The sequence below is a fragment of the Streptomyces parvus genome, assembly GCF_032121415.1.
Taxonomy (GTDB): Bacteria; Actinomycetota; Actinomycetes; order Streptomycetales; family Streptomycetaceae; genus Streptomyces; species Streptomyces globisporus_A.
In genome coordinates this window covers 3,660,943-3,681,545 of the sequence record NZ_CP135079.1, presented here as the reverse complement: position 1 = coordinate 3,681,545, position 20,603 = coordinate 3,660,943, and the positions used below count along the sequence as shown (strand labels likewise).

General features: G+C 68.3%; 14 protein-coding genes, 1 tRNA gene and 1 pseudogene. 14 read left to right on the top strand and 2 right to left on the bottom strand.

Annotated elements, in window-relative coordinates; translation table 11 throughout:
• Nucleotides 1–3 precede the first annotated feature (3 nt).
• Entirely contained in the window at nucleotides 4–960 is a 957-nt protein-coding gene (locus RNL97_RS17525; RefSeq protein ID WP_030578784.1) for a Yip1 family protein, read from the top strand.
• Between the two features lie 90 nt (nucleotides 961–1,050).
• On the opposite strand, the gene RNL97_RS17520 is transcribed toward RNL97_RS17525, so the two are convergent.
• Nucleotides 1,051–1,551, bottom strand: a complete 501-nt coding sequence (locus tag RNL97_RS17520) for a phosphoribosyltransferase (protein WP_018514097.1) — start codon at nucleotides 1,549–1,551, stop codon at nucleotides 1,051–1,053.
• Nucleotides 1,552–1,557: 6 nt separating this feature from the next.
• On the bottom strand, nucleotides 1,558–2,133 hold the full coding sequence (gene dcd / locus RNL97_RS17515) for a dCTP deaminase (RefSeq protein WP_030578791.1): 576 nt from the start codon (nucleotides 2,131–2,133) through the stop codon (nucleotides 1,558–1,560).
• A 523-nt stretch (nucleotides 2,134–2,656) separates the two neighbouring features.
• On the opposite strand from dcd, the gene RNL97_RS17510 reads away from it, so the two are divergent.
• The 13 genes and pseudogenes from RNL97_RS17510 (at nucleotide 2,657) to RNL97_RS17450 (ending at nucleotide 20,470) form a co-directional block, all read left to right on the top strand.
• Nucleotides 2,657–2,730 (top strand) — tRNA-Gly (locus RNL97_RS17510).
• A gap of 205 nt (nucleotides 2,731–2,935) precedes the next feature.
• Nucleotides 2,936–3,355: a hypothetical protein gene (locus tag RNL97_RS17505; protein ID WP_243314509.1), complete on the top strand. Its 420-nt coding sequence runs from the start codon at nucleotides 2,936–2,938 to the stop codon at nucleotides 3,353–3,355.
• 429 nt (nucleotides 3,356–3,784) lie between these two features.
• Complete coding sequence (locus RNL97_RS17500; protein WP_030578848.1) at nucleotides 3,785–4,033, top strand: type II toxin-antitoxin system CcdA family antitoxin; 249 nt, start codon at nucleotides 3,785–3,787, stop codon at nucleotides 4,031–4,033.
• Nucleotides 4,030–4,431, top strand: a complete 402-nt coding sequence (locus RNL97_RS17495; protein ID WP_313750926.1) for a DNA-binding protein — start codon at nucleotides 4,030–4,032, stop codon at nucleotides 4,429–4,431. The genes RNL97_RS17500 and RNL97_RS17495 overlap by 4 nt, the downstream gene beginning before the upstream one ends.
• A 391-nt stretch (nucleotides 4,432–4,822) precedes the next feature.
• Complete coding sequence (locus tag RNL97_RS17490; RefSeq protein ID WP_030578855.1) at nucleotides 4,823–5,254, top strand: hypothetical protein; 432 nt, start codon at nucleotides 4,823–4,825, stop codon at nucleotides 5,252–5,254.
• Entirely contained in the window at nucleotides 5,251–5,898 is a 648-nt protein-coding gene (locus RNL97_RS17485) for a hypothetical protein (protein ID WP_243314504.1), read from the top strand. The genes RNL97_RS17490 and RNL97_RS17485 overlap by 4 nt, the downstream gene beginning before the upstream one ends.
• 3 nt (nucleotides 5,899–5,901) lie before the next feature.
• Nucleotides 5,902–10,635 carry a putative T7SS-secreted protein gene (locus tag RNL97_RS17480; RefSeq protein ID WP_313750925.1) on the top strand — a complete coding sequence of 1,578 codons (4,734 nt, stop codon included), beginning with the start codon at nucleotides 5,902–5,904 and terminating at the stop codon, nucleotides 10,633–10,635.
• A 20-nt stretch (nucleotides 10,636–10,655) separates the two neighbouring features.
• Nucleotides 10,656–11,144, top strand: a complete 489-nt coding sequence (locus RNL97_RS17475) for a hypothetical protein (protein ID WP_030578861.1) — start codon at nucleotides 10,656–10,658, stop codon at nucleotides 11,142–11,144.
• Between the two features lie 360 nt (nucleotides 11,145–11,504).
• Nucleotides 11,505–11,968 (top strand): annotated as a pseudogene (locus RNL97_RS33120) (hypothetical protein).
• Nucleotides 11,965–12,618 (top strand): hypothetical protein, encoded by a 654-nt coding sequence (locus RNL97_RS17465; protein WP_030578865.1) that lies wholly within the window; start codon nucleotides 11,965–11,967, stop codon nucleotides 12,616–12,618. The pseudogene RNL97_RS33120 and the gene RNL97_RS17465 overlap by 4 nt, the downstream one beginning before the upstream one ends.
• Nucleotides 12,619–12,621: 3 nt before the next feature.
• Nucleotides 12,622–17,370, top strand: coding sequence for a putative T7SS-secreted protein (locus tag RNL97_RS17460; protein WP_313750924.1), 4,749 nt, complete (start codon nucleotides 12,622–12,624; stop codon nucleotides 17,368–17,370).
• Between the two features lie 12 nt (nucleotides 17,371–17,382).
• Nucleotides 17,383–18,138, top strand: coding sequence for a hypothetical protein (locus RNL97_RS17455; RefSeq protein ID WP_030578867.1), 756 nt, complete (start codon nucleotides 17,383–17,385; stop codon nucleotides 18,136–18,138).
• A 952-nt stretch (nucleotides 18,139–19,090) separates the two neighbouring features.
• Nucleotides 19,091–20,470, top strand: a complete 1,380-nt coding sequence (locus RNL97_RS17450) for an FAD-binding oxidoreductase (RefSeq protein WP_313750923.1) — start codon at nucleotides 19,091–19,093, stop codon at nucleotides 20,468–20,470.
• Nucleotides 20,471–20,603: the final 133 nt, after the last annotated feature.

Below are 20,603 nucleotides of genomic sequence, written 5' to 3'. Positions count from 1 at the left end.
CGGGTGGCTGGATTCAGGATCGGACGCGGCCGGGACAACCGCACCCCGCAACAACCGCAGCAGCAGCGGCAGCAGCCGTACGGAGGGCAGGCACCACAGCCGCCGTACGGTGCTCAGCCGTGGCCGACGCAAGGAGGCCCCGGCAACGGCGCGGCGCCACCGCCGTACGGAGCCCCGCAGGGCGCCCCGTACAACGCGGGCGGCTACCAGGGCCAGGGCGGACACGGACACGGCGGCCAGGGCGGCGGACCCGGGGGCCACGGCGAACCGGAGTACTTCGGCGACCCGTACACGGACCCCGCGCCCCACGACCCGTACGCCAACAATCCGGGCCACACGCAGGCGTTCCGCGTCGACGAGGACCCGTACGGCGACGGCAACACCTACCGCGCCGGTGCCGCCCCCGCCCAGCCGGCGGGCCCGCGGCTGCGCTGGAAGGAACTGCTGAGCGGCATCGTGATGCGCCCGGGACCGACGTTCTGGCAGATGCGGGACTACCCGGTCTGGGGCCCGGCGCTGGTCATCACGTTCCTCTACGGCCTGCTCGCGCTCTTCGGCTTCGACCAGGCGCGCGAAGAAGCGATCAACGCGACGATCTCGACGGCCATCCCGTACGTCCTGTTCACCGGCGTCGGCTTCGTCATCGGCGGCCTGGTCCTCGGCGCGGTGACCCACACCCTGGCCCGCCAGCTCGGCGGCACGGGCTCGTGGCAGCCGACGGTGGGCCTGTCGATGCTGATCATGTCGATGACGGACGCCCCGCGCCTGCTCTTCGCCCTCTTCCTGGGCGGCGAGAACTCCCTGGTCCAGATCGTGGGCTGGCTGACCTGGCTGGCGGCGGGCGCGCTGTTCACGTCGATGGTGAGCAAGTCGCACGACCTGCCGTGGCCGAAGGCGCTGGGAGCGTCGGCGATCCAGCTGATCGCACTGCTGTCGATCATCAAGCTGGGCACGATCTGAGCGAGTGATGCAGAAGGCCCCGGAACGCTTCCGCGTTCCGGGGCCTTCTGCATCACGGGTCCCACGAGTCCTGACGGACGGGCGACGGGACTACGCGTCCAGGACCTGCCCGTCCCGCCGGACGACGGGCTTCTCGACCGACCAGGGGAAGTTGATCCACTGATCGGTCTTCTTCCACACGTACTCGCACTTCACGAGGGAGTGGGACTTCTCGTAGATGACGGCGCTGCGGACCTCGGCGACATGGTCGACGCAGAAGTCGTGGACGAGCTTGAGCGTCTTACCGGTATCAGCGACATCGTCGGCGATCAGGACCTTCTTGTCGGAGAAGTCGATCGCGTTGGGGACGGGCGCCAGCATGACGGGCATTTCCAGGGTGGTCCCGACCCCGGTGTAGAACTCCACGTTCACGAGGTGGATGTTCTTGCAGTCGAGGGCGTAGGCGAGCCCGCCGGCGACGAACACCCCGCCCCGCGCGATACTCAGCACGACATCGGGCTCGTACCCGTCATCGGCGACGGCCTGCGCGAGCTCACGCACGGCGCGCCCGAAGCCCTCGTAGGTAAGGTTTTCCCGCACGTCACTAGCCATGGTCGATCACACCTGGGTCCGATGGAAGTTCTGGAAGGACCGCGAAGCCGTCGGCCCCCGCTGCCCCTGGTACCGCGAACCGTACCGCTCGGACCCGTACGGGAACTCGGCGGACGAGCTCAGCTTGAACAGGCACAGCTGCCCGATCTTCATCCCCGGCCACAGCTTTATCGGCAGCGTGGCGAGGTTCGACAGCTCCAGGGTCACGTGCCCGGAGAACCCGGGGTCGATGAACCCGGCCGTCGAGTGCGTCACCAGCCCGAGCCGCCCGAGCGAACTCTTGCCCTCCAGCCGCGAGGCCAGATCATCCGGGAGCGAGATCACCTCGTACGTGGAAGCCAGCACGAACTCGCCGGGGTGCAGGATGAACGCCTCATCGCCCTCGGGCTCGACGGTCCGCGTCAGATCGGGCTGTTCCACCGCCGGATCGATGTGCGGGTACCGGTGGTTCTCGAACACCCGGAAGTAGCGGTCCAGCCGCACGTCGATGCTCGACGGCTGCACCATCGAAGGGTCGTACGGATCGATACGGACTCGCCCGGCGTCGATCTCGGCCCGGATGTCCTTGTCTGAGAGAAGCACGCCCCGAGGATACGCAGAACGCGCGAGCCCGCCCCAACCGGACCACCCGCGCGCCCCTGCTCCACGTCTCTGCGGCTGCCGCTCCACTACCGCCGGCTGCCGCTTCGCCCGGCCTACCGCTTCTCGAACGCCACCGGAACGGCCTGCCGCAACCGGGCGCACCGGGGACACCGGATCAACCGCCCCGGCCCGATCCTGTCGGCCCCGAGCTGCTGCATCGGAAACGACGAGGTAGTGAAAACGTGCCCTTCGGCACAGCGGACGACGGTGCGCTCCATCGACTCCATCAAGTCCCTTCCCCAACCGCATCTGGACGAGAAAGCCACATTAGGGGATGAACAGGACGCCACTCCACGCGGCACTCCGACCACCCACGCTACGCCCCCAACTCCCGCCCTTCACGCCCCCGTCCACCTTTCCCCTGCCCCGGTCCACACGACAGAGAGGCCCCTCGGCGCATCCGCCGGGGGCCTGACATGGGGTACAGTGTGGAACGATGCAGAGCCGGTGATCGGCATGCTTCGCGGGTGTAGTTTAATGGTAGAACATGAGCTTCCCAAGCTCAGAGCGCGAGTTCGATTCTCGTCACCCGCTCCACATGAAAGCCCCAGGCCAGCGGCCCGGGGTTTTCTGTTGTCCGGACCAGTTCAGGGGTCCGGACAACAGAGGGCCCTGTCTCCGCCCGGCGTCGCCCGGCCGTCGGACGCGCTCGGTGCGCACCAACCGAGGCAAAACGGCCGGCACGCGGCTGAGGGGTCCGGCTCCGCGGCCCCCCACCAACCTCGGCTGTACCGTGTCCGCCATGGCGGAGGAGAACGAATGGGGGCTGCGGCCACTCGGACCAAGCGAGGTCAACCGCCTCCGGGGGCTCGCCGCAGCAGTTGCGGCGGACCTGGCCCGATCCGGGCTCGTCATATCCGGCCAGCAGAATCAGTACCGGGAGAATTCGGCCGGCGGCCTGAGAGTCGAAGTGGATGAATTCGACGACGCCGCAGGCGGCATCTGGCTCCACTGGGAGGTACACCCTTCCCTCCGGAAAGCGACGAGCGAGGCTCTCCGGGGACAACGGTTCGATGACCCGGTGATCGCATCCGCGGGCCGCATTCACGAGCGGATGGCATCGACGATCCTCTGCATGCTGGGGGCACTTGGATACGTCGCGGAGCCAAGCGATGACGACTATCGTCCCTTTGCGATCAAGGTGCTCTCGGCCTCCACCTGAGCAACTGCCGTACCCCTGGGCAACGCACACCCCCTGCCAAATCTCCCCATGCCACCGCGCAGGAAGCCGTGCCAGAACGTGCCAGGAGGAGCGGTAAACAGCGGCCACCAAAGGAACGGACACCAGTCAGTACCTCACCATCGGAGAACATTTCAGCAGGTCGGAGCCCATGCGAATGGTCGAAGGCCGGGTGATTCCCAAGCTGAGAGCGCCATTTCGATTCTCGTCACCCGCTCCACGACGAAAGCGCCCTGGTCAATGACTCGGGCCTTTTGCTTGCCGTCCACCGGCACCGGCTCGTAGCGTCACTCGCCAGGGACAGCCTGTGAGTGATCGCGCCCATGTCACCCGGAACCTGCGACCGCTGGCGTCAAGGCTGGGGACCAGAAACCCGAGCCAGCGTGTGCATACTCAAGTATGCTTGGACTTATGTCCTCAACGACTCGCATCACCGTCACGCTCCCCAGCGACCAGGTGGCGGAGCTCCGCAAGCTCACGGACAACGTCTCCGGATACGTGGCGGAAGCCGTAGCCCGTCAGATCCGGCACCAGCTCCTGGGCGAGGACCTTCGCCGTCACGAGGAGGAGCACGGGCCGTTTAGCGATGAGGAGCTCGCCGAAGCCCGCGCGAAGATCTTCGGCTCCGCTGGCACCTCCACGGGCGCGGATGCCGCGTGAGCGAGCGTGTCGAGACCGTCGTCCTGGACTCGGAAGGACTTTCCGCCTGGATCGCGCAGGACCGCAAGCTCCTCGCGATGCTGCAGGTCTTCCACGACATGGGAGCCGACCTGGTCATCGGGGCCAACACCATCGTGGAAGTGACACACTCCCGCACCAACATGCCTCGCCTGAACTGGGCCCTGTCCCGCGTCAAGGTAGAGCCCGTCACCGAACAAGCGGCGAAAGCAGCAGCGGAACTTCTCAAAGGTGCCGGACTGCACGGACACAAGTACGCCATCGACGCCACAGTCGCCGAGGTCGCCCTCCGTCAGCCGAAACCCGTCGCCCTCCTCACCTCCGACAGCGACGACATGACCAAACTCTGCGGAAACCAAGTCCGCATCATCCCTCTCTGACGCGCCGCCCCACCCCGAGCACGCCCCTTGCCAGGGTCCGCTGCACCGCCGCCCTCGTGCCCCAATCCGTCCCCAGCCGAGCGGACAACAGCGGTCAGGTACAGCCCCCAGAGACCATGGCGACCCCAGCTTCCTCGCAGAAAAGCGCAGTTCAGAGCCCTTCTCGACACTCAAGCACCGCTGATTCCCAAGCTCAGAGCGCGAGTTCGATTCTCGTCACCCGCTCCACGACTAAGGCCCAGGCCATCGACCCGGGCCTTCTTCGTGTTCGGCGGCGGTCCGTGGTGTGGGGCTGTGGGGGACGGCTGGAACCACATGGTTGCGGGTGGGCGTGGTGTCCTAGCGTGTGCGGAAGTGAAGGGCGACGACTCGCGTACGGGGGAGGCTTCCGGTGGGTGACGGGGCAGCGCTGGTGGAGCGGATAGCCGAGCGGCGGGCCGGGGTCGGTGACCCGAGGGCTTTGGTGGGTGAGCTGCGGCGGACGTTGGTGCTGGTGCCCTACGACCGTGGTGGGCTGTGGACCGCCGAGTTCGGCGGGGTGCGATGGGTGTGCGGGTTTACCGATGAGGCGGCGTTGGCCCGGTTCGCGGAGGAGCGGGCTGTGGTGGAGGGGGCCGGGGCCACCTCGCGGAGTTGGGAGTATGCCGTGTTCCGGGGGGCTCGGTTGCTGGATGAGGTCATCCCGGCCATGGGTGTGCCGGCCGGCGTCGCGGTGAACGTGGCCGACCCGGACGGGTCGATGCTGTTTCCGCCGGTGGTGGGGATCGTGCCGGATGCCGTCGCCGTCGACGCGGACGTCCCGGGCGCGGGGCAGCAGCGGTGAGCGGTGCGGGGGCGGAAGACCTCAACGTCGATCCCGTCAGTGTTCAGCAGATCACCAGCGGGCTGCGTGAGGCCGTTGCCGAGTTGAGGGAGATCGGTACCGGTACCGGCGCGGTGCTCGGCAAGGGGCTCTCGGACCTGTCGATGACCGGGATGGAAGCCGGTCACCACGGGTTGTCGGTGGACTTCGAGGACTTCTGCGAGCGGTGGGAGTGGGGCGTCCGCGCGCTGGTCCAGGACGCCAACGCCATCGCGGCGAAGCTGGGGCTCGCGGCGGGGATCGTGTGGGAGGAGGACCGGTACGTCCACGGGACGTTCAAGATCGCCGTGAACGCGGGCGTGGGGAATCCGCATGCCTCAGAAGACGAGATCGTCCAGCAGGACTGGGGCGATGTGTTCACCCCGGACTACCTGAGTCCGGACTACAGCCGCGAGTCGTTCGAGCGGGCATCGGACGAGGCCGGACAGACCTGGAAGGACACCGGGCGGGCGCTCGTCACCGAAGGGAACGGAGGACGCCAGGCGGACCAGCTGAACGAGATGTTCGGCGTGGATCAGGAGGCGTTCGACCGGTCCGTGGACGAGGCTTTCGGGCTGTCGCCTGAGGCGCGGGCCCGAAAGCAGGAGCAGGACGGGGGGAACTAGGTCATGGGGATCGGGGATTTCGTCCGGGACGTCACGCCCGACGTCGTCGAGGACGTGGTCGAGGACGGTGTCGAGTGGGTCGGTGACCGGGTCGAGGATGCCGGGAACTGGACCGGCGACCGGCTGGAGGACGCCGGCTGGGAGTCCGGGGCGGACTGGGTCCGGGAAAAGTCCCGGTCGGTGGCGAACCGGATGGGCGCCGAGGTCGACGAGATGGACCTCGGGCAGACCGAGGACAAGACCAAGCTCATCTACGGCAGCCCGTCCGAGATCCGGTCCACCGCAACCCACCTCCGTAAGCTCCAGGGCGCGTTCGACAAGGTCGGCGGCGGGCTCAAGGGCGTGGACTCGTCCGCGATCAAGGGTCAGGCGGCGGACGCGTTCCGGAACTCCGTGTCGGTCGAGCCGCCCAAGTGGTTCAAGGCCGCCGACGCCTTCGAGAAGGCGGCCGCCGCGCTCGACGCCTTCGCGGGGACCGTGGAGTGGGCCCAGGGTCAGGCGCAGACCGCGATCGACAAGTGGAAGGCCGGGACCAAGGCGTCGGAGGAGGCCCGGGACGCGTACAACGCGATGGCGGATACGTACAACAAGGCCGTCGACGCCTACAACGCCAAGCCCGCCGACGACCGCGACCCCTCCACCCTGCCGCCCAAGCCGGGCACTTTCAGCGATCCGGGCACCGGGCGGATGAACGAAGCCCAGGAGTTGCTCGCCGAGGCGCGCAAACAGCGCAACACCGCCGCCGAGACCGCCCGCAAGGCCGTGACCGCGGCCCGGGACGCCGCCCCTCAGAAGCCGCGCTACGCCGAGCAGGCCGTGGACGGGCTCGCCGAGTACCAGGTGATCAAGACCCATCTCGCGGGCGGCGTCGTCAAGGGCGCGGCAGGCATCCTGACCTTCGCGCGCAGCGTCAATCCCGTGGATCTGTACAACATCACCCACCCCGCCGAGTACGGGCTCGCGCTCAACAACACCGCCGCCGGGCTCGTCCGGGTCGCCAACGACCCCTGGGGCACCGGCAAACAGATGGTCAGCGACTTCATGAAGGACCCGGCCGAAGGATTCGGGCGGCTCCTGCCCGATGCCGCTCTCACCGTTGCCACCGGCGGCGCCGGGGCAGGCGTCAAAGGTGCGCGGGTGGTGAAGGAGGCCGCCGACATCGCCTCCGACGCCCGCAAGCTGGAGAACCGCTCACCCGAAGGAACCCACAACCGACCCGACAGCGAGCGCGCCAGCGGGGACACCGACCCCGTCGACCTCGCCTCCGGTCGCATGTTCCTCCCCCAGACCGATGTGGTGCTCCCCGGTGTACTGCCCCTGACGTTCACGCGCCGCTTCGAGTCCGGGTACACCGTCGGACGCTTCTTCGGCCCCTCCTGGTCCTCCACCGTCGACGAGCGCCTGGAGGTCGATGCCGGCGGCGTCATCCACGTCACCGACGACGGTCTGCTGGTCACCTACCCGCACCCCGTGCCGGGGACGACCACGCTTCCGGAATCCGGGACCTCACGGAGCACCCTGAGCCGCGACGAGGCCGGCGACTACACCCTCACCGACCCCGACAACCGTCTGACCAAGCACTTCGCCGCCCCTAACGGAGCAGAGCCCGGTCAGGACGGAACCGCCTGGCTCATCCAGATCGGCGACCGTAACAGCAACACCATCAGCTTCGATCGGGCCGACGACGGCACACCCCTGGCGCTGGTACATTCCGCCGGCTACCACCTCGCCCTGGCCACCGTCGAAGCGCGGGTCACCGGGGTGTCCCTGCGGGACAAGGACGGGGCGGCGCTCCCCGTCAGGTCCTACGGCTACACAGAGGGCAACCTCACGACCGTCACCAAGCCCTCCGGCGCCACCCTCACGTTCACGTACGACGACCACCGCCGGATCACGGCCTGGATCGACTCCAACCGTCGTCGCTACGACTATGCCTACGACGACCGCGACCGCGTCACCGCTGAAGGCGGCGAGCACGGGCATCTGCAGGTCGTCATCGATTACAGCGAACCGGATCCGGCCACCGGCCACCGCGTGACCACGCTGACCAACGTGCAGGGGCACACCACCCGCTACTTCATCGACGGCCACTGCCGCGTCGTGGCCTCCACGGACCCGCTCGGGCACACCACCCGCTTCGCGTACGACACGCACGGCAACCTGGTGTCCCGTACCGATCCGCTGGGCCGTACCACCTCCTTCGTCCATAACAGTGAAGGGCGACTCACCACCGTCGTCCGCCCCGACGGCAGCGAACATCACAGCGAGCGGGACGCGACGGGTCTTCGGTCCACCTACACCCTTGCGGACGGCACCCGTTGGCAACAGCAGTTCGACGACCGAGGCAACCGCGTCGCGCTCACCGGCCCGTCCGGTCACACCACGCGCTACTCGTACGACAACCACGGCCGGTACGTCTCCGTCACGGACGCGCTGGGGGCCGTGACGGAGGTCCAGTGTGATTCCGCGGGATCCCCCCTCCGTGTGACCGATCCGCTCGGGGCCACGACATGCTTCGAGTTGGATGCGTTCGGCCGTCCCGTACGGATGGAGGATCCGCTGGGAGCCGTCACGGAGTTCGAGTGGACGACCAACGGCGAGTTGGCTCGACGCACGGGCCCCGGCGGTGTGGTGGAGAGCTGGAGCTATGACGGTGAGGGCAACCGGCTCACCCACACCGACCCCGCGGGCGGTACAAGCCGTTTCGAGTACACCCACTTCGACCTGCTTTCCGCCCGCACAGGACCGGACGGCACCCGCCACACGTTCGTCCACGACGCCGATCTGCGTCTGACAACGGTCGTCAACCCGCAGGGCCTGGCCTGGTCGTACACCTACGATCCGGCTGGGCGGCTGATAGCCGAGACGGATTTCGACGGTCGCACCCTTGCGTACGGCGTCGACCCGGCCGGTCAGGTGACCAGCCGGACCGACGTGCTGGGTGACAGGGTGGATTACGAGCACGATCTGCTGGGCCGCGTGATCCGCAAGAACGTGGCGGGAGAGATCACGACGTACGCCTATGACAAGGCCGGGCGCATGATCCGGGCCGCCGCCCCGCAGAGCGAGCTGATCTACCAGTACGACCGATCGGGCCGGGTCAAGACAGAAATGGTCGACGGTCAGGTCATGACGTACGCCTACGACGCCCGGGGCCGCCGCAGCCGCCGCGTCACTCCCACGGGGCGGCTCACGACCTATGGGTACGACGACGCAGACCGTCTCGCCCATCTCACCACAGACGGTCATCGGATCGCCTTCGACTACGACGCGAACGGCCGCGAACGCGAGCGTTCCTTCGGTGACATGGTGACGCTCACGTCGAGCTTCGACGAAGCAGGCCGTCTCTGTGCCGAGCGCTTCGTCAACGCCACCCGAACGCTCATCAGTCGCACCTACAGCTACCGGCCGGACGGACATCTCCTAGGTCTGGACGACACCGCACGTGGCGCGAGGTCGTTCCGGCTGGACGCCGCAGGCCGAGTAACCGCAGTCACCGCGGCGGACTGGAGAGAGACGTACGCGTACGACTCGGCCGGCAACCAGACGGCGGCTTCGTGGCCGCCGTCCCAAGCGGGCGGCGCAGCCAACGGCTCCCGCTCCTACGAGGGCACTGTCGTCACACGCGCGGGAGACACCCGTTACGAACACGACGCGCTCGGCCGCATCACCCTGCGGCAGAGGACCAGGCTGTCCCGGAAACCCGACACATGGCGGTACACCTGGGACGCCGAGGACCGCCTCACGGAGGCCGTCACCCCGGACGGCACTCGCTGGCGCTACGCATACGACGCGCTGGGGCGGCGTACCCGCAAGCAGCGACTGGGCGACGACGGGCAGACCGTGGTCGAGGAGACCAGGTTCACCTGGGACGGCTTCACCCTCTGCGAGCAGACCACCACCTCGGCGGACATGCCCCACACCGTCGCCCTCACGTGGGACCACCAAGGAGTGCGGCCACTGGCACAGAGCGAGCGCATCCTGGCCGGGGACGCCACCCAGTCGACCATCGATCAACGGTACTTCGCCATCGTCACCGATCTGATCGGCGCACCGACGGAGCTGATCGACGAGTCCGGCGATCTCGCCTGGCGCACGCGGAGCTCTCTCTGGGGAACGACCACCTGGGCGAGGGACAGCACCGCTCACACCCCACTGCGCCTTCCCGGCCAGTACCACGATCCGGAAACGGGTCTGCATTACAACGTCAACCGCCACTACGACCCGGAAACCGCCCGCTACCTCACTCCGGACCCGCTCGGTCTCGGCCCCGCTCCCAACCCGGTCGCCTACGTCCACAACCCCTATCGGTGGTGCGACCCGCTCGGCCTCGCCCCGTACGACCCTCTCCGCGAGGGCTACACCTCGTCACCGGGCTTCGAGAGGGATCCCTATCACCCTGACGTCGTCGAGAGGCGAATCGAGGGGAATCGCGAGCTTTACGGCGTCAAGGACCCTGATGCCAAGGGGATGATCGGGGCCAACGGCACGCAGATCACCAGCAAGACGTTGTGGAACCATGGACCGTACCGGATCGACGTGGAAAACCCGGACCCCGGCGGACGACCGGGACAGCTCCACTTCCAGGACCAGAGCAACAAGGGCGCGAAGTACCAGTACGACTTCGAGACCGGAAAATTCGAAGGGCTTCCACGCAGCGTCGAGAAAGCCGTCGGAAACAATCCGGGCTTCATCGCAGGGATCAGAAAGGGGCTCGCCGCACTCGGCGAGGGATAAGCATGCGGAGTAACCCTCGGATGCGGGAGATCCTGCGGACGACAGAGATCACCAACCTGAGCGATCAGGACATCCCCCCCATGTTCCGTGAAGTCGTGGAGCGCGGGTGGTCCGTCACAGCCGCCGGTGGGCGCGTACTGACCGATCTCCGTCCGGAAACATCTGGCACCTACGTCGACCGGCTCGCGGAGGAGACAACGATCAACGGGAGGGGAATGACCGACTACGACCTCCCGGCCGCACCGGGTGAACGCACGCCCCTTCTCGTCCGGAGATGCCTGGCGTATGCGTGCGCCTGCCTCAGGAAGGCACAGGAGGAGTTCCGCGACACTCAGGTCAAGGCGTATGTCTCCCTCTCCTTCGCCGATACCGAGGAGGCCCTGCTCACCTCGAATGTCACCTTCTGCACCCCTCTTCCTGATGTTCGCCCTTACATCCCGAACTTGGAGACTGTGACGGACGCGGCCATCGCGGAGATCTCGCTGGAGGACTGCTCGGCTTGGTCATGAGGACCCCTTGCCCCTCTGCTCGTGCCCCATCCGTGCCCAGCGGAGCGGACAACAGCGGTCGGATATGGCTCCCAGAGACCGAAAGCCATTGATCTGACCACCCCGAAATCGCATGTCAGAGCCTCTGCAGCAACTTAAGGACCGCTGATTCCCAAGCTCAGAGCGCGAGTTCGATTCTCGTCACCCGCTCTTTGAAGAAGGTCCTGGTCGTAGACCAGGGCCCTTCTTGCGTTCGGCCTCGGCTCGGCGTCGTGTGTGGAGGCCGTGCGGACGGTTGGAACCGCGTGGTTGCGGATGGGCGTGGTGTCCTAACGTGTGCGGAAGGGAAGGGTGACGAGCCGCGTACGGGGGAGGCTTCCGGTGGGTGACGAGGCAGCGCTGGTGGATCGAATAGCCGAGCGGCGGGCCGGGGTCGGTGACCCGGAAGCCCTGGTGGGGGAGCTGCGGCGGGCCCCGGTGCTCGTGCCGTACGACCGGGGCGGTTTGTGGACCGCCGAGTTCGGTGGGATCCGGTGGGTGTGCGGGTTCACCGATGAGGCCGCGCTGGCCCGGTTCGCCGAGGAGCGGGCTGTGGTCGAGGGGACGGCCGGGGCCGCTCCAGGAGTTGGGCGTACGCCGCGTTTCGCGGGGCCCGGTTGCTGGACGAGGTCATTCCGGCGATGGGCGTACCGGCCGGGGTCGCGGTGAACGTGGCCGATCCGGACGGGTCGATGCTCTTCCCGCCGGTCGTGGGGATCGTGCCGGACGTCGTCGCCGTCGATGCCGGCGTACCCGGTGCCGTAGCCCCCGGCGGGCGGGACCGGAACGAGGGGCGGGACCTGTGAGCGGTACGGGGGCCGAGGACCTCAACGTCGATCCGGTCAGCGTTCAGAAGATCACCAGCGGGCTGCGCGGGGCCGTGGCCGAGTTGAGGGAGATCGGGGACGGCACAGGGGCCGTGCTGGGCAAGGGGCTGTCCGAGCTGTCGATGACCGGGATGGAGGCCGGGCATCACGGGCTGTCCGTGGACTTCGAGGACTTCTGCGAGCGGTGGGAATGGGGTGTTCGGGCCCTCGTCCAGGACGCCAACGCGATCGCGGCCAAGCTCGGGCTGGCCGCGGGGATCGTGTGGGAGGGGGACCAGTACGTCCAGGGCACTCTGAAGATCGCCGTGAACGCGGGCGTCGGGAATCCTCATGCCTCGGAGGACGAGATCGTCAAGCAGGGGTGGGGCGATGTGCTCACCCCGGACTATCTGAGCCCCGACTACAGCCGCGAGTCCTTCGAGCGGGCATCGGACGAGGCCGGGCAGACCTGGAAGGACACCGGGCGGGCGCTCGTCACGGAAGGGAATGGCGGGCGTCAGGCGGACCAGCTGAACGAATTGTTCGGGGTGGATCAGGAAGCCTTCGACCGGTCCGTTGACGACACGTTCGGGCCCTCAGCCGAGGAGCGCGCCCGGCAGCAGGAGCAGCAGGGCGGCGGGGGGAACTAGGCCATGGGGTTCGGGGATTTCGTCAGCGACATCACGCCCGATGTCGTCGAGGACGCGGTCGAGGACGGTGTCGAGTGGGCCGGTGACCGGGTCGAGGACGCCGGGAACTGGACCGGTGACCGGCTGGAGGACGCCGGCTGGGAGTCGGGGGCGGACTGGGTCCGGGAGAAGTCCCGCTCGGTTGCGAACCGGATGGGCGCCGAGGTCGACGAGATGGACCTCGGGCAGACCGAGGACAAGACCAAGCTCATCTACGGCAGCCCGTCCGAGATCCGGGCGACGGCCACCCATCTGCGTAAGTTGCAGGGGTCGTTCGACCAGGTCGGCGGCGGGCTCAAGGGAGTCGACTCCTCCGCGCTCAAGGGGCAGGCGGCCGACGCCTTCCGGGACTCCGTGTCCATCGAGCCGCCCAAGTGGTTCAAGGCCGCCGACGCCTTCGAGAAGGCCGCCGGTGCCCTCGACTCCTTCGCCGGGACCGTGGAGTGGGCGCAGGGGCAGGCGCAGTCCGCGATCGACAAGTGGAAGGCCGGGACCAAGGCGTCGGAGGAGGCCAAGGACGCGTACAACGCGATGGCGGATACGTACAACAAGGCCGTCGACGCCTACAACGCCAAGCCCGCCGACGACCGCGACCCCTCCACCCTGCCGCCCAAGCCCGGCGCGTTCAAGGATCCGGGCAACGGGCGGATGGAGGAGGCACAGGAGCTGCTGGCCGAGGCGCGCAAGCAGCGCAACACGGCGGCCGAGACCGCGCGCAAGGCCGTCACCGCGGCCCGGGACGCCGCGCCGCCGAAGCCGCGGTACGCCGAGCAGGCCATGGACGGGCTCGCCGAATACGAGGTGATCAGGACCCATATCGCGGGCGGCGTCGTCAAGGGCGCGGCGGGCATCCTGAATTTCGCGCGGAGCGTGAACCCCACGGACCCGTACAACATCACCCACCCCGCGGAGTACGCGCTCGCGCTGAACAACACCGCCGCCGGGCTCGTCCGGGTCGCCAACGACCCCTGGGGCACCGGCAAGCAGATGATCGACGGGTTCATGAAGGACCCCGCCGAGGGGTTCGGGCGGATCCTGCCCGACCTGGCCCTCACCGCCGCGACCGGCGGCGCGGGCGCCGGTGTCAAAGGGGCCCGGGTGGTGAAGGAGGCCGCCGACCTCGCCTCCGACGCGCGCAACCTGGAGCGCGCTGCACCCGACGGCACCCACAACCGGCCCGACGGTGAGCGTACGACCGGGGGCACCGACCCGGTCGACCTCGCCTCCGGCCGCATGTTCCTTCCCCAGACCGACGTGGTCCTCCCCGGCGTGCTGCCCCTCGTCTTCACCCGCCGAGCCGAGTCGGGCTACACCGCGGGCCGGTTCTTCGGCCCCTCTTGGTCCTCAACCGTCGACGAACGCCTGGAGATCGACGCGGTCGGCGTCATCCACGTCACCGACGACGGACTGCTGATCACCTACCCGCACCCCGTGCCGGGGCTGCCCACGCTTCCGGAATCCGGGACCTCACGGAGCGCCCTGAGCCGCGACGCCGCAGGCGATTACACGCTCACCGATCCCGAGACCCGACTGACCAAGCACTTCGCTGGGCCTCCCGGGGCGGCACCCGGCGAAGACGGCACCGCCTGGCTCGTCCAGATCACCGACCGCAACAGCAACACCATTGGCCTGGACCGCGCTGACGACGGCACGCCCCTCGCGCTCGTCCACTCGGCCGGCCACCGCCTCATCCTGACCGTGACCGAAGCTCGAGTCACCGGACTGAGTCTGATGGACGCCACGGGAGCGGTCCACCCCCTCAGGTCCTACGGCTACGCGTCCGGCAACCTCTCCACCATCACCCAACCGTCCGGGTCGGCCCTCACCTTCGAATACGACGACGCCCGCCGGATAACAGCCTGGACCGACTCCAACCGGAGCCGGTACGCGTATGAGTACGACGAGCACGACCGGGTGATCGCGGCAGGAGGCGAAGCCGGGCACGTCGAACTCCAGCTCTCCTACGGTCGCCCCGACTCGGCCACCGGCCACCGCGTGACCACCCTGACCACTGCCGACGGCCACTCCACCCGGTACCTGATCGACGCCGGGTGCCGGGTTCTTGCCACCACCGACCCGCTCGGCCACACCACCCGATCCACGTACGACAGCCACGGCAGACAGCTCACCCGTACTGATCCGCTCGGCCGAGTCACCGACTTCACGTACGACGAACAAGGTCGTCTGCTCACCGTCACCCGCCCCGACGGCAGCCGACTCACGACGAAGCACGACCCGTCGGGAAGCCATAGGGAAACGCGGGGGCCGGACGGCGCGCGCCGTCTTCAGGAGTTCGACGAGCAGGGCAACCTGACAGCGGTCACCGACGCGGCCGGGCACACCACCCGCTGGAACTTCGACGCACAGGGGCGGCCGACCTCGGTCACCGACGCGCTCGGGGCCACCACCACGATCCGCTGTGACTCAGCCGGCATGCCGACGGAGGTGACGGATCCTGCGGGCGGCACCACCCAGGTGAAGCGCGACGCACTGGGGCGCCCTGTGCTCATCACTGATCCCGTCGGCGGCACCACCCGTCTCGAGTGGGACGTGGACGGCAGACTGGCCCGCAGGGTGGCCCCGGGCGGTGCCACCGAATCGTGGACCTACGACGGCGAGGGCAACTGCCTCACCCACACGGATCCGGTCGGTGGCGTCTCGTCCTTCGACTACACCCACTTCGACCTGCCGGCGGCCCGCACTCATCCGGACGGAACCCGCTACTCATTCCGCTACGACACCCATCTTCAGCTCACCGAGGTGACCAACCCCCAAGGTATGACCTGGAGTTACGCGTACGACGCGGCCGGCCGCATGATTTCGGAGACCGACTTCGACGGCCGCACCGTGTCTTACCACTATGACGCCGACGGACAGCTCAGCTCCCGAACCGACGCCCTCGGCCAGACCATCTCGTTCAAGCGCGACCAACTCGGTCGAGTCGTCGAGAAGGACGCCGACGGGTGGGTGACCGTCTATGCCTATGACCAGGCCGGACGCCTTCTGCAGGCGTCGAACCCGGACAGCGAAATCCTCTACCGGTACGACCGCCGAGGCCAGGTCAAGACCGAGCTGGTGGACGGATACGCCATGGCCTACGCGTATGACGCCGTGGGCCGCCGTACCCGCCGCATCACACCCACCGGGCAAGTGACCTCGTACGCCTACGACAGCGGTGGACGACCCGCACACCTGACGGCAGGGGGCTGCCGGGTCGGCTTCACCCACGATGTCGCCGGGCGGGAAACAGCCCGCGTATTCGACGGCTTCCTCACCGTCGCCTCGGCGTGGGACGAGGCCGGACGGCTCTCTGCCGAAGAACTGACCGCCGATGGGCGCGCCCTCAACGGCCGTAGTTACGCCTACCGTTCGGACGGCCACCTCACCGAACTGTCCGACCGGCTGTCGGGCTCACGTACCTTCGACCTCGACTCGGTCGGCCGAGTCACCGCGGTGCACGCGCGAGGCTGGACAGAGCGTTACGCCTACGACGCCGACGGCAACCAGACCGAGGCAGTCTGGCCTGCCACACATCCGGGCAGCGACGGCGCCGGACCTAGGTCCTACGTCGGCACGAAGCTCATTCGGGCCGGCGGCACCCGTTTCGAGTACGACGCCCTCGGGCGCGTCACCCTCCGCCGAAGGGCACGGCTCTCCCGCAAGCCGGAAATCTGGCGCTACACATGGGACGCCGAAAACCGTCTCTCTTCGGTGATCACCCCCGACGGCACTCGCTGGCGCTACCGCTACGACCCCCTGGGACGTCGCACTGCCAAACAGCGCCTGTCCGCCGACGGCGGGACCATCGCCGAGGAGGTCAGGTTCGCCTGGGACGGCATCACCCTCTGCGAACAGACCATGCGAGAGTCCGCTCTCCCGAACACCGTTGTCCTCACATGGGATCACCGCACCGGAGTCCCTCTCGCCCAGACCGAACGCATCCTGACCGCCGACACCCGTCAGGACGAGATCGACCGGCGGTTCTTCGCCATCGCTACCGACCTCGTCGGCGCCCCCACGGAACTCGTCGACGAGTCGGGCGACATAGCCTGGCGCACCCGCACCACCATCTGGGGCACCACCGCCTGGGCCCGGGCGAGTACCGCCTACACCCCTCTGCGCTTTCCGGGCCAGTACTACGACCCGGAGACCGGCCTCCACTACAACCTCTTCCGCCACTACGATCCGGAAGCCGGCCGCTACGTCTCCCCCGACCCTCTCGGTCTGGCGCCCGGGCCCAATCCCGTCGCCTACGTCGACAACCCCTCCACCTGGTGCGACCCTCTGGGCCTCATGCCCAAGTGCCCCAAGGAGAGAGCCCGGAAGGTTTCCGACCAGGTGATCGAACGGGCTCAGGAGGGGAAGATGAGGAAGTCCGGCAACTACCACGCCGACACGCGACACCAATTCAGCGACGACCGGGTTCTGGAGATCCTCAAGAACCCCGACGCGGTCTACCACTCCCAGGGACAGCGGGGGAACCTCACCTTCCGGCAAGGAGAAGACGTCGTGATCACCAAGGGGCCGGGCGCCGGCGCGGGCGATGCCATCACCGCGTACGGGCCTTCGGGGACCCGAGGGGAAAGCGGTGCCAAGGCATTCGGCGGGTCGCCCGACGACCCCGGCCTGCCGGTGACCCATGACGATATTGTGAACGGCAACATTCCGGACAGCCGAGGCGGCACGTTGGCGCCCGCCGATCAGATCCGGTGAGGTGGGACACCTGTGGATATCGCCCTGAACACTCTTCGCGCCGTGGTGACGGACACTCCGCTCACATCCACCCCGCGCCTCGCCCTCGATATCCCTCAATTGGTCGTCGGTGAGTTCACCGACCGGGCGGAATTCGAGCGGCTTCTGCCTGGCACCTTCGGAAGCCAGGAGTGGCTGGGGTCGGAGAACGACGACGTTCTGTTCGACAACGACAGCCGCGAGTTGGTCGGCGTGGGCCTCCACCTGCCCGCCGTATCCGCCCCGCCAGAGGCCGTGGTCCACCTTTCCACCGAGCCCCGGGCCGTCCGGGGCGGGCTCCGCGCGGAGGAGGCACACGACTTCGCCCTCGCGCAGACCACGGTGCTGTGCTGCGACCGCGAAGCGACGGAACTGGCCTGCCTGCGGGATCTTGCCGTCCTCGACACTCCGCCGGACACCCGGATCGGCATCGCCCCCGACCTGGCGCTCCTGGTCCGGGCTGGGGCGGTCGTCGGCTGGAGCCTGGCCGACCCTGCCCGATACCTGACGACCGGGTACGCCGTCGCCGACCCGGTGCCGCCGGCGCCATCCACCAGGCTGCGACTGGCCGAGTGCCTCGCACTGATCACCCGGCCGTTGGTCGACGACGTGATGGACAAGGAACCAGACGCCTGGCACCGACTCCGGACGACCGAGCGGGCCCTGCGCGAACAGCGGGAGGACCTGAACAGGGCAGCAGCGCTCCACCGGCTTGTGGTCCGACTGATCGAGGACTACGAGAGCTGGTGAGTGGGGCAGGACGTGGGTTTGCCTCACTCGCTGTTCGCCCCGACATCTCGACGTACGAGCCGCGGCGAACCGATGGAACCATGCCGAACCCAAGGAGCTCGGACGGTGCCATGCCGGTGACTCCTTCGGCCTGAGCGACTTGTAGGCGCGGCAGGGCGGAGCCGACTGGATCGGCGACACGAGATGCGCCTACGCACTCGACGAGCAGGCAATCACCGGGCCGCGGCAATGGGCACAGGCATGGGTTACGACATCGGCGAACGGCCCCGGGAACGGGAAGTTCCGCACGAAGACTGATGACCGCATGAGGCCGGACGCTCGGCAGCTGTGCATCGGGCTGTTCAGACCTCAACGGCCGTGCCCCATCCGTGCCCAGCGGAGCGGACAACAGCGGTCAGGTACGGCTCCCCGACCGAAGCCCTCCGCCTGTGACCTGCGGAAGTGCAGGTCAGTGCCGCTACGGCACCCAAGAACCGCTGATTCCCAAGCTCAGAGCGCGAGTTCGATTCTCGTCACCCGCTCCACGAAACCCTGCCTGGACCGCGCGCTATGCCGACCGCGGCCGCTTCCCGTTCGTCCCGGTGCGGCGCGATCTGCCCCCACGGGACTGGAGAACGCGGTTCCCCACTGGCCACGGTGGCCCCCGCCCCTCCCGTCACGTGGGCTCAGCGCCCGCGAGTCCGCGGCGCTGACAGCGGCGGGCATTCGCGCAGCTGTCGACGGACCGGCGTCAAAGGGAGGCCGGCGGCGGACGCCAGTCGGCGGGGACCCGTGATCGGTGACACCGACGGCGGGAATGCACCCACGGCCGTCAAGTTGAGCATCCGGCTCATCGGCGTAGCGTGGAAGACGCCCGGATGAGGGCAGCCGGGTCGCTGGATGGCAGGGGAGCCGGGGCGACCGGCGTTGAGGGTTGCGTACCACCGGAACTCGCGGCACCAGCGCGCAAGGAGTGAGGTTGGTGAACATCTCATCGATCAACCAGTTGCGGGAACGTGTACGGGGGCCGGTGATCACGCCTGACAGCGATGGCTACGACGAGGCGCGCACGGTCTACAACGCCATGATCGACCGGCGTCCGGCGGCCGTCGCGCAGTGTGCACACGCGGGCGATGTCATGGCTGCGGTCGACTTCGCACGCGACAACGGGCTGGACCTCGCGGTGCGTGGTGGTGGGCACAGTGTGCCCGGCTTCGGGACCTGCGACGACGGGGTGGTGGCCGATCTGTCCGGCATGCGAGGCGTCCGCGTCGATCCCCGGCGGCGGACAGCGCGTGTGGACGGCGGTGCGACCTGGGGCGACTTCGACGCGGCGACGCACACGTTCGGCCTGGCGACCACGGGCGGGATCGTCTCGACCACCGGTGTCGCGGGGCTCACCCTCGGCGGAGGGATCGGGTACCTCGCCCGCGGTCTGGGGCTGAGCTGCGACAACCTGGTCTCGGCCGATGTCGTGACCGCGGACGGCAGGCTGCTCGTCGCGAGCGAGCACGAACACGAGGACCTGTTCTGGGCCCTCCGCGGCGGCGGCGGCAACTTCGGCGCGGTGACATCGTTCGAGTTCCGGCTCAGTCCGGTCGAGGACATCTACGGCGGGCCCATCCTGTACGAGCTGACGGATGCGGGCACGGTCCTGCGGGCGTTCCGCGAACTCATCGCCGACGCCCCGGAGGAGCTCGGCGGTTTCCCCGCCTTCCAGATCGCTCCGCCACTGCCGTTCATCCCGGAGGACCGGCACGGTGACACCTTCATCCTCATCGTCGCGTGCTGGGCCGGACCCATGAACGAGGGAGAGCGCGCCGTCCAGCGGTTCCGGGACATCGCACCGGTGGTCGCCGAGCACGTCGGCCCCATGCCGTATCCCGCTCTCAACAGCGCGTTCGACGCGCTGGTACCGCCGGGCCTGCAGCACTACTGGAAGGCCAACTTCGTGACCGAGCTCAGTGATGCGGCGATCACCGCACACCTCGATCACGCGCCTCGGCTGCCCGCCATGAATTCGACGGTGCACATCTACCCGGTCAACGGCGCCTGCCACCGCGTGGCACCGGAGGACACGGCCTTCGCCTACCGCAACGCCAACTTCGCCACCGTCATCGCGGGGATGTGGCCCGACCCCGCCGACAACGAGGCCAACACCGCCTGGGTGCGCGACTACTACCAGGCCACCGCTCCGCACTCGGAAGAAGGCGGGTACATCAACTTCATGGCCGAGGACGACCAGGACCGCATCAGGGCCAACTACCGGGGCAACTACGAACGCCTCGTCGAGGTCAAGAGGGCCTACGACCCCGGAAACCTGTTCCATGTGAACCAGAACATCAAACCGTAGGGCGACCGGCGCCTGCGGATCACAGGAGCGAGTGACGTTCCGCTGCTTTTCGTTGCGCCAGGACAGAAGGGGGAGGGGACCGAAGAACTCCTCGGTCCCCCCCCCCCCCCCCCCCCCCCCGCACATGCCCCGG

Excerpts from the sequence above, each read along its gene's own strand:
- RNL97_RS17520 (WP_018514097.1), bottom strand. The coding sequence starts at position 1,551 with ATGGCTAGTGACGTGCGGGAAAACCTTACCTACGAGGGCTTCGGGCGC.
- RNL97_RS17460 (WP_313750924.1), top strand. The coding sequence starts at position 12,622 with ATGGGGTTCGGGGATTTCGTCAGCGACATCACGCCCGATGTCGTCGAG.
- RNL97_RS17500 (WP_030578848.1), top strand. The coding sequence starts at position 3,785 with ATGTCCTCAACGACTCGCATCACCGTCACGCTCCCCAGCGACCAGGTG.
- RNL97_RS17480 (WP_313750925.1), top strand. The coding sequence starts at position 5,902 with ATGGGGATCGGGGATTTCGTCCGGGACGTCACGCCCGACGTCGTCGAG.
- RNL97_RS17475 (WP_030578861.1), top strand. The coding sequence starts at position 10,656 with ATGCGGGAGATCCTGCGGACGACAGAGATCACCAACCTGAGCGATCAG.
- RNL97_RS17505 (WP_243314509.1), top strand. The coding sequence starts at position 2,936 with ATGGCGGAGGAGAACGAATGGGGGCTGCGGCCACTCGGACCAAGCGAG.